We start from the raw sequence: 15,523 nt of genomic DNA on the forward strand, positions 1-15,523 counted from the left end.
TTCTCGGACTACAGACTTCAGGCCACGGGCCGCAAGCTAGGAATCCCGCGGCGGCGGGCTTCCGCCTTCGGCCGCATCGGCGCGGGCGGCCTGCCATGCATTGCCGGGCCGCAGCACGCGGCCATTGCCGACGCGCCGAGTGTATCCGACGCGGTCGAAGAACTCCAGAATCTGGATGGCGCGCTTGCGGCCCAGCGCGGTGGCGTCGCGAAAGCGCACCGCGTCGGCGCTGCCGTGCCGGCCGATCAGCGTGGCGATCAGCGTGGCCAGTTCGCGCACCCGCCCGTCGGCGTAGAACAGGTCGGGCACGACCTGGTGCAGGGTGCCCTGGCGCGCCATCCTGCGCAATAGCTGGCGCATCCGGTCCTCCGGCACGCCGAGGGCCGTGCCGAGTTCGCGCACCCAGGGCGGGTCGTAGCCGCCGGCGGCCAGCATCGGCTCGATGCGCTGCGCCAGGGCGAGGTCTTCCGCGGACAGCGCGATGGCGTGCGATGGCAGCTGCAGCCACGCGCCGCTGCGGCGCAGCGCTCCCTGTTCGACCAGCGTGTCGAGCAGCGCCGCCCAGGCCGCGTCGGGCAGCGCCGGCGCGCCGGCGAGGGCCGCGCGGCGCAGGGCGCCGGCGTCGAGGCCGGGTTCGTCGGGCATGCGCGCATGAAATGCCGCCATGGTGTCGAGCACGGTGCGCTGCAGCGCCTGCCAGTGCGTGGCGAGGATGACGCAGGCATCGGCATGGCCCGCCGCCGGCACGGTCAGCGCGTCGGCCGGCAGCCGCCAGCCGGCCGGGCCGCTGCCGGTCAGGCAGGCCAGGCGCGCGGTGGCGATGCCGTGGGCGGCCTGCGCCAGCAGCGGCGCCAGCCCGGCGCCGTCGGTCATCTCCCGCAACGCTTGCAGCCATGCCAGCCGCCGCGCGGTGCGGCGGCGGCGCTCGGGCGCGAACGGGTCGAGCACGCGGCCGCCGCCCACGGTCAGGCTTGCCTGCGCGTTGCGCACGATGAAGCGGTCGCCGGGCAGCGCGCAGACCGGCGTGGCGAACACCAGCTGGGCCAGCGCGGTGCCGCCGGGCTCCAGCGCTTCGGCGTCGAGCAGCACGGCATTGGCCAGCTGGTGCGTGGTGCCGAGGTGGACGTGCAGCGGGGTCCAGTGCGTCAGGCGCAGGTCCGCGTGCGGCAGCAGGGTGAGTGCGACGTCGAGGCGGACCGAGGGCGCCACCAGCGCGGGATCGGCCACCCAGTCGCCGCGGCCGACCGCGTCCTTGTCGATGCCGGCCAGGTTCAGCGCGCAGCGCTGCCCGGCGAGGCCGGTGTCGGCGGGGCGCTGCTGGGCGTGGATGCTGCGCACGCGCACCGGCTTGCCGGACGGCGCGACCTGCATCGTGTCGCCGACGCGGACCTGGCCGCCGAGCACGGTGCCGGTGACCACCGTGCCGTGCCCGGGCAGCGTGAACACGCGGTCCACCGCCAGCCGGAACAGGCCGTCCGCGCTGCGCGGCGGCACCTGCTGGGCGGTCTCGTGCAGCCAGGCGCGCAGCGCCGCCACGCCGGCGCGGGTGGCGTCGAGCGCGAACACCGGCGCGCCGGCGAACGGCGTGCCGGCCAGCAGCGCCGCGATCTCGCCGCGCACGGCCGCCAGGCGCGCCGGGCCGGCGCGGTCGGCCTTGGTCAGCGCCACCGCGGCGCGCGCGATGCCCAGCCGCTCGATGATGGCGGCGTGCTCGCGCGTCTGCGGCATGACGCCGTCGTCGGCGGCGACCACCAGCAGCGCCAGGTCGATGCCGCTGGCGCCGGCGGCCATGGTGTGGATCAGCCGTTCGTGGCCGGGCACGTCGATATAGCCGAGCACGTCGCCGTTGGGCAGCGGCGTGTAGGCGTAGCCGAGCGCGATGGAGATGCCGCGCTCCTTTTCTTCCTTGAGGCGGTCGGTGTCGACGCCGGTCAGCGCGCGCACCAGGGTGGTCTTGCCGTGGTCGATGTGCCCGGCGGTGCCGACGATCATGGGCGCAGCGCCTGCCACTGGGCGGCGAAGGCGGCTTCGTCGGCTTCTTCCAGGCAGCGCAGGTCCAGCCACAGGGTCTGGTCGGCGATGCGGCCGACGACGGGGCGGGGCAGCGCGCGCAGCGCGGCTTCGAGCTGTTGCAGCCGGCGCCCGGCGCCGGCGCGGCGCCCGCCCGCGGCCACCGTGATCGCCAGGCCATGGCTGGGCAACTGGCTGCCTGGCTGCGCGCCGCTGCCGACCTGGCTGAACATCGGCGCGTCGGCGACGAGGTAGGCGTCGCCCAGCGCCGGCTGCAGCAGCGGGCACAGGCGCAGCGCCTGCGCGTGCAGGTCCGGCGCCGCGCGCGTGAGCAGGCGCAGCGTGGGCAGGCTGTCGGCCAGCAGCTCCGGCGTGCGGTAGAGCCGCAGCACGGGCTCGAGCGCGGCCAGCGTCAGCTTGCCCACGCGCAGCGCGCGCTTGAGCGGGTTCTTCTTGATCTTGCGGATCAGGTCGGCGCGCCCGACGATCAGCCCGGCCTGCGGCCCGCCGAGCAGCTTGTCGCCGCTGAACGTCACCAGGCTGGCGCCGGCCTCGATGGTCTCGCGCACCGTGGTCTCGGGCGGCAGGCCCCAGCGGGTCAGGTCCACCAGCGTGCCGCTGCCGAGGTCCACCACCACCGGCAGGCCGTGCGGCGCGGCCAGCGCCGCCACCTCGGCCACCTCCACGCTGCGCGTGAAGCCGGTCACCTGGTAGTTGCTGCAATGGACCTTCATCAACAGCGCCGTGCGCGGGCCGATGGCATCCGCGTAGTCGTGCGGGTGGGTGCGGTTGGTGGTGCCCACCTCGACCAGCCGCGCGCCGGCGCGCTGCATGATGTCCGGGATGCGGAAGGCGCCGCCGATCTCCACCAGCTCGCCGCGCGAGACCACCACCTCGCGCCGCTGCGCCAGCGCGTTGAGCATCAGCAGCACGGCCGCGGCGTTGTTGTTGACCACGGTCGCGGCCTCGGCGCCGGTCAGCTCGCACAGCAGGTCTTCGATGAGGTCGTCGCGGTCGCCGCGCGCGCCGCTGGCCAGGTCGAACTCCAGGTTGGCGGGCGCGGTCAGCGCCCGCGCCACCGCCTGCACCGCGCTGTCGGGCAGCAGGGCGCGCCCGAGGTTGGTATGCAGCACGGTGCCGGTGAGGTTGAACACCGCGCGCAGGCGCGGCGCGTCGGCGCGCTCCAGCGCCGCGCGCGTGGCGTCGGCCAGGGCCTGGGGCGCCACCGCGGCGGCCGCGAGCCGGCCGGCCACCGCCTGCGCGCGGCAGCCGTCGAGCAGGCCGCGCAGCGTGGCGGTGACCCGGGTGCGGCCATGGCTGGCCAGCAGCGGCTGCAGTTCGGGGCCGCCCAGCAGGCGGTCGACCGAGGGGATGTCCGCCGGCCCGGCGAGGGCGGGCATGGCGGGCATGGCGGGCGTGCGGTCGTCCAGCGCGCTCAAGATTGCGCTCCCTGCCACAGCAAGGGGTTGCCGCTGGCGCGCGCGTAGCCGGCTTCGCCCATCAGCACGTCCAGCGCCAGCGTGGCGAGGTCGTCGGCGACCGGCTCGACCGCCATGTCCTTCTCCATGTAGCAGACCTTGCGGTAGGTATGACAGTGTTCGCAGGACTCGGCCTTGACGGCGTGCAGGCCATCGCTCTTTTCACCGGTCTCGCGCCGCTGCGTCTCGTTTTCGGCGACATGGTAGGAGATGCCCGCGGTGGACTCGCAATGGCTGCACTTGATGCGCACCATGTGCCATTCGGTGGCGCACAGCGCGCACTGCAGGTAGCGCAGGCCCTGGTAGCGCCCGCCGATGCGCACGATGCTGGCCACCGGCAGCGTGCCGCACACCGGGCACACGGTGTGCACGTCGAGCGCCGGCACGTCGGCCTCGGCGAGCTGGCTGGCCTGGCCGGTCCAGCCGACCTGCAGCGCGGCCATCAGGAACGGCGCGATGGCGAGGTCGGCCTCGTCGTCGCGGCCGCCCAGCAGGGCCTGCGCCTGCGCGTCCAGGGCATGGGGCGGCAGCGCCGCCAGCCGTTCCAGCGCCGCCGTGGCGGCTGCCGGCAGGCCGGGCGCCACCTGCAGCGCCGCCAGCAGCGCCGCCAGCGCGGCATGCCACGTGCCCTGCCCCTGGCCGCCCGCCGCGGCCAGCGGCGGCATGCGGTGCTCGCGCGCCAGCACGATGGCCTGCGCGTCCGGCGGCGGCACGGCCGCGATGCCGGCGGCCGCTTCCTGGGCGTCGGCCACGATGGCCATCAGGGCGAGGTAGGGGCCGAGCGGATTGCCGGCCGCGAGCTGGCGCAGGCGCTGCGCGCGCGCGGCGAAGGTGCCCGCGCGCGGCGGCAGGCGCAGGCGCGCCAGCGCGACGTGGTCGAGCGATTCGATTTCGTGGGGCTGGAGGATGCGCTGCACCATGGCTGTCCCGGGTTCATGGAACCGCGTCCCGGAGGACGCCGGAGGCGCCGGCGGTGCGGGCGGCAGCCTCCGTCCGGCGTTACTTGTTGCCCTGCCTGAAGATTTCCCGGAACCACGCGCGATGGTGTTTCCAGGCCCATCCGTAGGTCACCGTGCCGCGCGTCATGGCTGCAACCGAGCCTTTGATCCACAACGCCGCATAGATGTGGACAATGATGCCGCAAATCAGCACGAAGGCGCAAATGGCGTGCACCACCGACGACAGGCGGACGACCGTGATGGGGAAGTACGCGGTGAAGTAGACGCGCCAGATCACGATGCCCGAGAGCAGCAGCAACAGCATGCACAGCACCATCACGAAGAACAGCAGCTTCTGGCCGGCGTTGTAGCGCCCGACCTCGGGCAGCGCTTCTTCGTTGTTGGTGAGCACGTCGCCGATGCGGCGCAGCCACACGCCGTCGCTGGCGTCGAGCAGGTTGTGGCGCCAGAAACGCAGGGCCAGCAGCAGGAAGGAGACGAACATCAGCACGCCCAGGAACGGGTGCAGGATGCGCGTCCAGGTGCCGCCGCCGAGCACGTTGCTCAGCCAGAACATCGACGGGTGGAACAGTGCCAGCCCGGACAGCGCCAGCAGGATGAAGCTGATGGCGACGATCCAGTGGTTGGTGCGCTCCCCGGGCGTGTAGCGCAGGATCAGGCCGGGCCTGTCAGCGGGTTTCATGGCGTCCCTCCTCGCCGGCCGCGCGGCTTTCGCGGGCCAGCTCCGCGCGCGCGGCTTCCTCGTCTTCCTCGGTGGTCTCGTTGGGGCCGACGCGGATGTAGTGGAAGAAGCCGGCCAGCGCCGTCATCGCGATGCCGGCCACCGCGAGCGGCTTGGCCAGGCCTTTCCACAGGCCCACCAGCGGGCTGATGCGCGGCGCGTCGGGCAGGCCATGGTAGAGCGAGGGCTGGTCGGCATGGTGCAGCACGTACATCACATGCGTGCCGCCCACGCCGGCGGGGTCGTACAGGCCGGCCTTGTCGAAGCCGCGCGATTTCAGGTCGACGATGCGCTCGGCGGCATGCTGCTTCATGTCTTCCTTGGTGCCGAAGACGATGGCGCCGGTCGGGCAGGTCTTCACGCAGGCCGGTTCCTGCCCCACCCCGACGCGGTCCGAGCACAAGGTGCACTTGTAGGCCTTGCGGTCCTTCTGCGAGATGCGCGGGATATTGAACGGGCAGCCGGTGATGCAGTAGCCGCAGCCGATGCAGTTCTCTTCCTGGAAGTCGACGATGCCGTTGGTGTACTGCACGATGGCGCCCGGCGAAGGGCAGGCCTTCAGGCAGCCGGGATCCTCGCAGTGCATGCAGCCGTCCTTGCGGATCAGCCATTCGAGGTTGCCGTTGGGATTTTCGTATTCGGCAAAGCGCATCACGGTCCACGAATGGTCGCTGAGGTCGGCCGGGTTGTCGTAGACGCCCACGTTGTGGCCGATTTCGTCGCGCAGGTCGTTCCACTCCATGCAGGCCGCCTGGCAGGCCTTGCAGCCGATGCACTTGGTGGTGTCGATCAGCTTGGCGACGGTGCCGGTCACCGGCATGCGCACCTGCGTCGACGGCGTGGTGGTGGCCGAGCGCCGGAGGATATCGAGAGACTGCAATGCCATGGCGTTCCCCTGTGTCCCTGTGCCTTTCCCGTGCTTCCCTAAGCCTTCTCGACCTTCACCAGGAAGGACTTGAATTCCGGCGTCTGCGTATTGCCGTCGCCGACCGACGGAGTCAGCGTGTTGGTGATGAAGCCCGGCCGCGCCAGCCCGGTGAAGCCCCAGTGGATGGGGATGCCGACCGTGTGCAGCGTCTTGCCGTCCACCTGCAGCGCCTTGAGCCGCTTGGTCACCACCGCCACCGCCTTGATGAAGCCGCGGTTGGACGACACCTTGACGTGGTCGCCGGCGACGATGCCGATTTCCTTGGCCAGCGCTTCGCCGATCTCCACGAACTGCTCCGGCTGCAGGATGGCGTTGATGCGCGCGTGCTTGGTCCAGCCGTGGAAATGCTCGGTGAGCCGGTAGGTGGTGGCGACGTGCGGGAACTGCGCCACCTTGCCCATCGCGGCGAGGTCGTCCTTGAACACGCGCGCGGCCGGGTTGCTGGTGGCCTGCGGCTGCTTGTCGTTGAGCGGGTTGTAGCCCAGCGGCGTCTCGAACGGCTCGTAGTGTTCCGGGAACGGCCCCTCGGCCATGCCGGCGCGGGCGAAGAAGCGCGCCACGCCCTCCGGGTTCATGATGAACGGGCCCATGCCGCCGGCCGGATCTTCGTCCGCCTTGAAGTCCGCCACGTCGGCGCCGCCCCAGCTGGTGCCGTTCCAGCCGATCAGCTTGCGCGCCGGGTTGAACGGCTTGCCGGCCGGATCGCACGAGGCGCGGTTGTACAGCACGCGGCGGTTGGCCGGCCATGCCCAGGCCCAGTTCAGGGTCTGGCCGATGCCGGTGGGGTCCGAGTTGTCGCGCCGCGCCATCTGGTTGCCGGCGGCGGTCCAGGCGCCGCAGAAGATCCAGCAGCCGCTGGCGGTGCTGCCGTCGTCGCGCAGCTCGGCGAAGCCGGCCAGCTGCTCGCCCGCGCGCCGCGTCACCTTGGTGGGGTCCTTGGGATCCTTCAGCTCGGTGACGGCGCGGCCGGAGTATTCCCGGGCCAGCTCTTCCGGGTTGGGGCTGTACGGGTCGGCATAAGGCCAGGTCAGGTTGAGGATCGGGTCGGGGAACTTGCCGCCGTCGGTCTGGTACAGCTTGCGCATGCGCAGGAACAGCCCGGCCATGATCTCCAGGTCGCTGCGCGCCTCGCCCGGGGGCTCGGCGCCTTTCCAGTGCCACTGCAGCCAGCGCCCGGAATTGACCAGCGCGCCGTTTTCCTCGGCGAAGCAGGTGGTGGGCAGGCGGAACACCTCGGTCTGGATCTTGGCCGGGTCGACGTCGTTCATCTCGCCGGCGTGGCGCCAGAACTCGGAGGTCTCGGTCGCCAGCGGGTCCATCACGATCAGGAACTTGAGCTTGGCCAGCCCGGCCGCGAGCTTGTTCTTGTTGGGGCCGGCCACCAGCGGGTTGAAGCCCTGCGCGATGTAGCCGTTGACCTTGCCCTGGTTCATCAGCTCGACCACCTGCAGCAGGTCGTACAGCTTGTCGAGCTTGGGCAGGTAGTCGTAGGCCCAGTGGTTGTCCGCGGTGGCGGCGTCGCCCCACCACGACTTCATCAGGCTGACATGGAACTTGGGATAGTTCTGCCAGTAGCTGAGCTGGTTGGGCCGCAGCGGCTTGAGCGCGCGCGCGGCGATGTACTTGTCGTAGTCCTGCTCGGCGTCGGTCGGCAAGGTCATGTAGCCGGGCAACTGGTTCGACAGCAGCCCCAGGTCGGTCAGCCCCTGGATGTTGGAGTGCCCGCGCAGCGCGTTCATGCCGCCGCCGGCCACGCCGATATTGCCCAGCAGCAGCTGCACCATGGCGCCGGTGCGGATGATCTGCGAGCCGATCGAGTGCTGCGTCCAGCCCAGCGCGTACAGGATGGTCATGGAGCGCGTCGGCGTGGCGGTGGACGCCAGCATGTCGCATACCGCGAGGAACTTGTCCCGGGGCGTGCCGCACACGCGCTCCACCATCTCGGGCGTATAGCGCGCGTAGTGCTGCTTGAGCAGGTTATAGACGCAGCGGGGGTGCGCCAGCGTCGGGTCGGTCCTGACGAAGCCGTCGTCGCCGCGCTCGTAGTCCCAGGTGGTCTTGTCGTAGCTGCGCTTGCCGGCGTCGTAGCCGGAGAAGATGCCCTGGTCGAAGGCGAAGTCCTCCCGCACGATGAAGGTGAAGTCCGTGTAGTTCTTCACGTACTCGTGCTGGATCTTGTCGTTGGCCAGCAGGTGGCTGATCACGCCGCCCAGGAAGACGATGTCGCTGCCCGTGCGGATCGGCACGTACATGTCGGCCACCGAGGCCGAGCGCGTGAAGCGCGGGTCTACCACGATCAGCCGGGCCTTGTTGTGCGCCTTGGCCTCGGTCACCCATTTGAAGCCGCACGGGTGCGCCTCGGCCGCATTGCCGCCCATCACCAGCACCACATCCGCGTTCTTGATGTCGACCCAATGGTTCGTCATCGCACCGCGGCCAAACGTCGGGGCAAGACCTGCCACCGTCGGGCCGTGTCAGACGCGCGCCTGGTTGTCGAAGCCCAGCATCCCCATGCTGCGGATCGTCTTCTGCGTGAGGTAGCCCACCTCGTTGCTGCTGGCCGAGGCCGCCAGCATGCCGGTGGTCAGCCAGCGGTTGACCGTCTTGCCGTCGGCCGTCTTTTCGACGAAGTTGGCGTCGCGGTCTTCCTTGAGGCGCCGGGCGATGCGGTCCAGCGCGTCGTCCCACGACAGGCGCTCCCACTTGTCCGAGCCGGGCGCCCGGTATTCCGGGTATTTCAGCCGGCTGGGGCTGTGGATGAAGTCGATCAGGCCGGCCCCCTTGGGGCACAGCGTGCCGCGGTTGACCGGATGGTCCGCGTCGCCCTCGATGTGGATCACGCTGGCGGTGGCGTTCTTGGCGCCGTCCCCCAGGCTGTACATCAGCAGGCCGCAGGCCACGGAGCAGTACGGGCAGGTGTTGCGGGTCTCGGTGGCGCGGGCCAGCTTATAGGCACGCACTTCCGCCAGCGCCTGGCCGGGGGAGAATCCCATCAAGGCCAGGCTGGAGCCCGCCAGGGATGCGCCGGTTATCTTCAGAAACTGGCGCCTGTTCATCGTTACCATGGAAACCCTCCTGGGCATGGCGACAACGGTGGGGTTTGTGTTTGTCCCCACAGTATAGGCAGCGAAATGCACAAGCGCGATTCGCACTTTCTCGATTCCGGGATGGATCATCGATTTTTCTGACGGGCCGCCTGCCATTGCTGGCACGCCGGGTATGGCTCGGCCGGGATCGTGTGGGGCGAGACTGTGTGGGAGAGCGCCATAAAGCACTTTCTCGTGGAGCGGGTAACTGCTTCCCACACGAAACCGGCCGCTCTGGTGCAAAAAGCGGTCAGGCCAAACGTCAATTGCGCAGCGGGGAGGGCGCGACATCTCAGGATCACGCCGCAGCCAATAGAAGGGGCTCGCTCCTGGTCTGCCCCGAGCAGCGCTTCGAGATGTGGAATAAACGGTCCAATGCCGGGCGCAGGCTCCGATATCGCGCTGCCGGACTGTACTCCATGTATCTGCTGGCCTAGCCGGGATGGGACAAATCGTCCAGGTCAAGTGTGAAGAGATCGCCCTGTCCGCTGCGTTGACTGCAATGTAATAAATTGTGATCCATGAATATTTCCAAGAAATTTCCTGAACGCGGATCATTCCTTCGGAATTGGTGAATTAAGTTTTTTCGAATTCTGGGTGTCGATTTCTGATGTCAGATTGGGAAATGACTGATTTATCCGAGGCAATGAGACCAGTACGATAGGTCGATGTGTGTGATTGGACTGTGTCTCCGTGTGCATGGGTGCGCTGTTCCGCCGATTGCCACCAATCCAGAGGCCACCAGATTCAATAGTAAGTCCCAAAAAAAACAGACTGCCGGAAAGCTGACGTCATGAAATCCTTCTCCAAAGGGAAACTCACAGTTCTCGCTATGTTTGGATTGCTGTTGATTGTGGGGTTTCTCTGTCTGAAGTGGATGTATGCGTGGGGACAGCTCAGTCGAGGACAAGGCAACCCCTTGTTTCCACCCGAGATGAACGCGGCGCGTGATGCGCGGACGGATTTCGTGATTGGTGACCTGGGGGGCGTGTCAGTGAGGATTCCACATTATTTTGCCAACTATGTCGAGTACGACGGCGATCCAGGTTTTGGGGAAAAACGCAAAGAACCGATACCGCTACGTACCTACCAATCCCGGCTGGCGAGCTTTGGCTTCAAGGTGCGCTTTCCAGACATGGCTGGGCTTTCCAGTCCTGAGTTGTGGGGTGATTTCGAGAAATACAGCGATCCCTATTGGAAAGGTTACTACGATTCAATTTCGCCTTGGATTGACGTTGGTATAAGCAGCGGTTGGAAATATCCAGGGAAGGATTTTCTGGAGAATACAGTCAATGCTACGCTTGAATTTAACGCCGAGCGAGATGGATATCCAAATCTAGCCTATAGAAATTACGGTGGTCTGCCAAGGGTAGAGTACGGGCTAACGATGTATGCGCCATCAGGTATTGATCCGGCAACTGGGAAGCCATACCGCGAAGACGATTATGCAAAAGATCTGTTTGTTCATCGCGGCAGGGATGGAAAGGTCGATGTATATATCGAATGCACCAACCGAAATTTGCCAAATATGAAGCGCACGATTTGTGATCAGTACATCAATCTTGAGCCGTCCATGCATGCAAAGATTTCTATCCAGTATCCACGATACTGGTTGCCACAATGGCAGAAAATTCAGCGTAATGTGAGCGATCTTATCCATAGCTTCGAGATCGAAGTCGCCTTGAAGAGTTCCGTTTCGAGGGTCGCGCAGCCGGGTACACCGTGACCTCTCCATATCTGTTGTTGTTTTTCGTAGAAAATAAGGAGAAATGTTCATGCCAGCGACCCTGTCACTAGTTCAGTTAAATCGCTACGAATCTCGCATTAGGAGCGGCGGAATTTCCGAAGTCATAAAGGTGTATGGCGAGCTCTATGGTCAAGGCTACAACTATGCGGGCTGGGCTAGGGGGGTAGCGACTGGGAATACGGTTACGGGTGTGTCGGCCTTAGATTTTCTTTCCAGTACAGCGCTATTGGGTATCGGGATAGATGCTTGTAGAAAGCTTTCGCCTGCACAGATCGAAACTATTCGTGTCGGTATGGCTATCGGCTATGTTACGACCTTGATTAGTATCGCGAAGGGGGAGGGTGGTATCGTAAGCCGAGATATTGACTTCAAAGAAACCAAAGCATTTCACACCCAAGTGTTCCAGTCCAATGGTCTGAGCATCGACAATTGGACGCTCGAAACCCCGATGGCATTGATACGCAAGGCGCAAGGGGATGCGGCCCTCGAACAAATCTGGCAATCCCTGCGCGACACAGGCGGCGATGGGGCGGACAGCATTATTGCCAGTACGATGCTTTCCAGCCGTGTCGGCCAGTTAGCGTTTTCAAATGATCCGAATATCGCTCGTGCCGCGCAGGATTGGATCGATAAGACCCCTGGTCTTGCTAATATCGAACAGGTTAAGAGATCCCTCTGGGCACTCAAGGAAGCGGTATTTGGCAGGACGGCGACAGGCTCCGTGAGTCCGGATCTCGACAACGCCTTCGTGAGTTCGGTGAGCTCACTTTCCCTGCAGCAAGCTCCGAATGGTGGTGTCACCGCAGTTGCCACCGTCAAGGCGCCAAATGGTACGGCGCCCTCCTACAGGATTACTACCAGTCCCATCAGCAGTGGTGCAATGGCGGGGTTCAGCTTTGTCACCACGACAAACACGAGAACTGGCCAGATCACGTACCAGATGCAAAGCGCCAATGGCACGACATCTCAGGGCAACATCGCCGCCAACGGCAATGTCTCTTTCCTGGTCGATCGCAGGATGCACGTCTATCAGGGCGGCACTTATGTGGGAAGCTTCGATCCCTCCGGCGGTGCTGGTACGTTGGTGAACGGGGGAAGCTCCAATTTCCGCTATGACCCCACCTCGGGCCTGATCAGCCGCACCGTCAACAGTATCGGCGGTGCCTATGTCAGCGGCCTCACGGTGACTCAGACTTCTGCGGACGGCATCACCTGGAGCGCGCCTGCCTATGCTTTCGACAACATGGCCGCGGCGCTGGCGACCGACTATACGGTGTGGGCGGGTTTTGGCAAAGGCGTCATCGACAAGGTCACATTTCAAAGCCTGTTCGGTGCATCGACTGACTACTATGTGAACAGCGCGGTCACCCGCCCGCAGGTCTGCAATGCGCTGGATCTGGGACCTTTCGGCGCATTTTACGAGAGCAAGTCCGCTGGCCGGGATAGCGCCGCATCCATTGCCAAGAGGACCTTCCGCATCGTGACCAGTGCCGGTGCCAGCGTGACCGCCGCCGAGCTTACGGCCAGGGACGCCGATGGCGACGGCAAGCTCACCGGTGCCGAGTTGAACGACCTGTATGCCTGGAGCGACCTGAATGAAGACGGCATTCTGAACCAGTCCGAGACGGCTGCCAACGAGTTCGCGACATTGAACGCGGCACTGGCTGGCCTGGGCCTGAGCAGCCTGCGCGGCAGCGACTATGCCTTTCATACCACGGGCAACGCCAATTCCCGTACCGTGGCGCAAAGTACCGCGTCCGCGCCGCTGAATTCGCGCGTCGCACCCGGCATGCCGGCGGCGCTTGCCAGCAACTACGCCACGCTGCGGGCAACGGATCAGCGCTTCCGGATCAACAACGCACTGTGGATCGACTGGCTGCCCACGCAGATCAAGCTGTCCAGCAACCAGCAGAACATGGTGGGCACCGACGGCAACGATTCGTTCGACATTGGCTATTTCGCCGCATACGACGGGAAATTCTTCAACCTTGGCCTTGTGCAGAATTTCTATGCCGGTGGCGGCAACGACCTGATGGGCGGCAGCGCTCGCAACGACAATCTGTGGGGCGGCACCGGCAACGACACGCTGCTGGGCTATGCGGGCGACGACAAGCTTTACGGCGAAGAGGGCGACGATCAGCTCGACGGCGGCGCGGGCAATGACGTCCTGAACGGCGGTGCAGGCAACGACGTTTTGTTCGGTGGGGATGGACAGGACATCCTGGCCGGCGGCGACGGGCGCGACGAGCTACAGGGCGGCGCGGGCGACGACCAGCTCGACGGTGGCACCGGCGACGACAGGCTCTTCGGCGGCGTGGGCAACGACACCATGAACGGTGGCGAAGGCAACGATGTCATGCTGGGATTCACGCCGAGCAACGATGCCAAGCAGACGCTGGGCACTGGAGAAACCGACGACGACGTCATGTTCGGCGGCAACGGCGCCGATCAGATGTATGGCGGATTTGGCAACGACTACATGGACGGCGGCGCCGGCAACGACTTGGTGGCCGGCGGCGACGGCAACGATACCCTGTTCGGCGCAGCCGCCGACGACGAAGTCAGCGGCGACGCGGGCAACGACACCATGGACGGCGGTGCCGGCGCCGACAAGATGTTCGGCGGCGTCGGCAACGACCGCATGTGGGGCGGCGACGGCAACGACATCATGCTGGGCTTTACCGCGAGCAACGACAGCAAGCAGACACTGGCTACCGGCGAGACCGACAATGACGTGATGTACGGCGGCGCGGGCGATGACCTCATGCTCGGCGGCCTGGGCAGCGACCAGCTTTGGGGTGGGACCGGCAACGACGAGATGCAGGGTGGCGACGGCAATGACGTGATGTACGGCGAGGCCGGAAACGACAGACTTTTCGGTCAGGCTGGCAATGATGTCATTTACGGCGGGGCCGGCGACGACATCCTCTATGGTTTCACCGGCAGCAATGAAGCCAAGCAGACGCTGTCTGCGGGCGAGAGCGACAATGATTTCCTGTATGGCGGCGCCGGCAACGACACTCTGGTCGGTGGCCTGGGCAATGACTATCTCGATGGCGGCGCTGGTGCCGACCACATGGAGGGTGGTCTCGGCAATGACACTTATGTCGTCAACAGCGTCAACGACGTGATCCTGGAGCAACGCGACGAGGGTTACGACACCGTCGTCAGCAGCGCCAACGACATCCTGAACGCCAACATCGAGGAATTGCGCCTGGTCGAGGGCTACGACATCCACGGCACGGGCAATCGCCTGAACAACCGCATCATTGGCAATAGCCGCGACAACATTCTCGACGGTGTCACCGGCGCGGACACCATGATCGGCGGCCTGGGCAACGACACCTACTATGTCGACAACGCCGGCGACAAGGCCACCGAAATGGCCGGTGAGGGCACGGACACCGTGAACGCCAGCATCAGCTACAAGCTGGGCGCGAATCTGGAAAACCTGACCTTGCTGGATTTCTCCAAAGCGGAACGCGGCTTGGCCGATGGGGTTTCCATCCTGGTCTATGGCTACCCCAAGGCATTCGAGCTGGATTACATGCAGGGTGACGCAGTGGCGGGCTACAAGGGCACTTGCGCACTGACGGCCATTGCCAACCTGAGCACGCAGGCCAATCAGGCGCGCTCGGAAGCCGACGTGGTGCGCACGGCCATCGACAACAAATGGTGCGTCACCGATGCCACCAAGACGGACTACCAGCGTGGCGGTTCCAATTACGTGGGGCAGCAAGCCTTGCTCGACAACTACGGTATCCGTAACGGCATCATCGCGGGTTACAACGAACAGGGCATTGCCAACCTCATCAAAGGCGGGCGCGGCGTGATCATCGGCGTCAACGCCGGCAAGTTGTGGGGGGACAGCGCGTACCTGGACAACGGTGGCGTCAACCACGTGGTGACCGTGACGGGCGTGGCCTGCAATGAGGCCACCGGAGCGATCAACGGTTTCTACATTGCCGACTCCGGCCGCGGCAAGGTCAACGACATGACCCGCTACGTTGCCATTGCCGATTTCCGAGCCGATGCCAATGTGACCAATGCCTACACCATTTACACCATCGATCCCATCAAGCTGTGGGAAGAGAACATCAACGGCACGGGCAACGAACTGGACAACGTCATCACCGGCAACCGGGGCAACAACGTTCTCACGGGCGGCAAGGGCAACGATACGCTGATCGGCGGCGCGGGGAACGACACCTATGTATTCACCAAAGGCGACGGACGGGACACCATCGTGGAAAACGATGCGACGAAGGGCAACGCCGACGTGTTGCGCCTGGAAAACGTCAAGCAGACCAATCTGTGGTTCAAGCACGTCGGCAACGACCTGCAGATCCAGGTCATGGGAACGGCGGACCAGATTTCCGTCAAGGACTGGTATGTCGGGGGTACCTCGGGCCGCGACAACCAGGTGGAGCGCATCAAGACCGCCGATGGCCTGACCATGTACAACACCGATGTGGAGAAGTTCGTGCAGGCCATGGCCGCATTTGCCCCGCCCACTGCTGCGCAGACCTCCTGGACCAGCGGACAGGCCAGCAACGGGCAGGTGTTGTTGACCGTCACGCACTAGGCGGCCCGA

At 65.6% G+C, this 15,523-nt stretch carries 8 protein-coding genes; 2 read left to right on the forward strand and 6 right to left on the reverse strand.

Features of this window, described 5'->3' with window-relative positions; translation table 11 throughout:
* Window positions 1-36: 36 nt before the first annotated feature.
* From selB to fdnG, 6 genes are all read right to left on the reverse strand, one after another.
* Window positions 37-1,992 carry a selenocysteine-specific translation elongation factor gene (selB, locus tag ACKI2N_RS22720; RefSeq protein WP_426990936.1) on the reverse strand — a complete coding sequence of 652 codons (1,956 nt, stop codon included), beginning with the start codon at window positions 1,990-1,992 and terminating at the stop codon, window positions 37-39.
* Window positions 1,989-3,419: an L-seryl-tRNA(Sec) selenium transferase gene (gene selA, locus ACKI2N_RS22725; RefSeq protein ID WP_420993187.1), complete on the reverse strand. Its 1,431-nt coding sequence runs from the start codon at window positions 3,417-3,419 to the stop codon at window positions 1,989-1,991. Before selA ends, selB begins: the two co-directional genes overlap by 4 nt.
* Before the next feature lie 26 nt (window positions 3,420-3,445).
* The gene (fdhE, locus tag ACKI2N_RS22730; protein WP_420993010.1) at window positions 3,446-4,408 is read right to left on the reverse strand and encodes a formate dehydrogenase accessory protein FdhE; all 963 of its coding nucleotides are present in this window, start codon (window positions 4,406-4,408) and stop codon (window positions 3,446-3,448) included.
* A 79-nt stretch (window positions 4,409-4,487) separates the two neighbouring features.
* Window positions 4,488-5,129 (reverse strand): formate dehydrogenase subunit gamma, encoded by a 642-nt coding sequence (locus tag ACKI2N_RS22735; protein WP_420993011.1) that lies wholly within the window; start codon window positions 5,127-5,129, stop codon window positions 4,488-4,490.
* Window positions 5,116-6,054: a formate dehydrogenase subunit beta gene (fdxH, locus tag ACKI2N_RS22740; RefSeq protein ID WP_420993012.1), complete on the reverse strand. Its 939-nt coding sequence runs from the start codon at window positions 6,052-6,054 to the stop codon at window positions 5,116-5,118. The genes ACKI2N_RS22735 and fdxH overlap by 14 nt, the downstream gene beginning before the upstream one ends.
* 38 nt (window positions 6,055-6,092) lie before the next feature.
* On the reverse strand, window positions 6,093-9,161 hold the full coding sequence (gene fdnG / locus ACKI2N_RS22745; protein ID WP_420993013.1) for a formate dehydrogenase-N subunit alpha: 3,069 nt from the start codon (window positions 9,159-9,161) through the stop codon (window positions 6,093-6,095).
* An 814-nt stretch (window positions 9,162-9,975) separates the two neighbouring features.
* Between fdnG and ACKI2N_RS22750 the strand changes: the two genes are divergently transcribed.
* Entirely contained in the window at window positions 9,976-10,908 is a 933-nt protein-coding gene (locus ACKI2N_RS22750; RefSeq protein WP_420993014.1) for a hypothetical protein, read from the forward strand.
* A 49-nt stretch (window positions 10,909-10,957) separates the two neighbouring features.
* Complete coding sequence (locus ACKI2N_RS22755) at window positions 10,958-15,514, forward strand: calcium-binding protein (protein ID WP_426990937.1); 4,557 nt, start codon at window positions 10,958-10,960, stop codon at window positions 15,512-15,514.
* Window positions 15,515-15,523: the final 9 nt, after the last annotated feature.

Origin of the sequence: Cupriavidus sp. 30B13, assembly GCF_049059565.2 — a bacterium.
Lineage (GTDB): Bacteria > Pseudomonadota > Gammaproteobacteria > Burkholderiales > Burkholderiaceae > Cupriavidus.

Coding starts and splice junctions, on each gene's coding strand:
- selA (WP_420993187.1), bottom strand. CDS start 3,419: ATGCCCGCCATGCCCGCCCTCGCCGGGCCGGCGGACATCCCCTCGGTC.
- ACKI2N_RS22750 (WP_420993014.1), top strand. CDS start 9,976: ATGAAATCCTTCTCCAAAGGGAAACTCACAGTTCTCGCTATGTTTGGA.
- ACKI2N_RS22755 (WP_426990937.1), top strand. CDS start 10,958: ATGCCAGCGACCCTGTCACTAGTTCAGTTAAATCGCTACGAATCTCGC.
- fdhE (WP_420993010.1), bottom strand. CDS start 4,408: ATGGTGCAGCGCATCCTCCAGCCCCACGAAATCGAATCGCTCGACCAC.
- fdxH (WP_420993012.1), bottom strand. CDS start 6,054: ATGGCATTGCAGTCTCTCGATATCCTCCGGCGCTCGGCCACCACCACG.
- selB (WP_426990936.1), bottom strand. CDS start 1,992: ATGATCGTCGGCACCGCCGGGCACATCGACCACGGCAAGACCACCCTG.
- ACKI2N_RS22735 (WP_420993011.1), bottom strand. CDS start 5,129: ATGAAACCCGCTGACAGGCCCGGCCTGATCCTGCGCTACACGCCCGGG.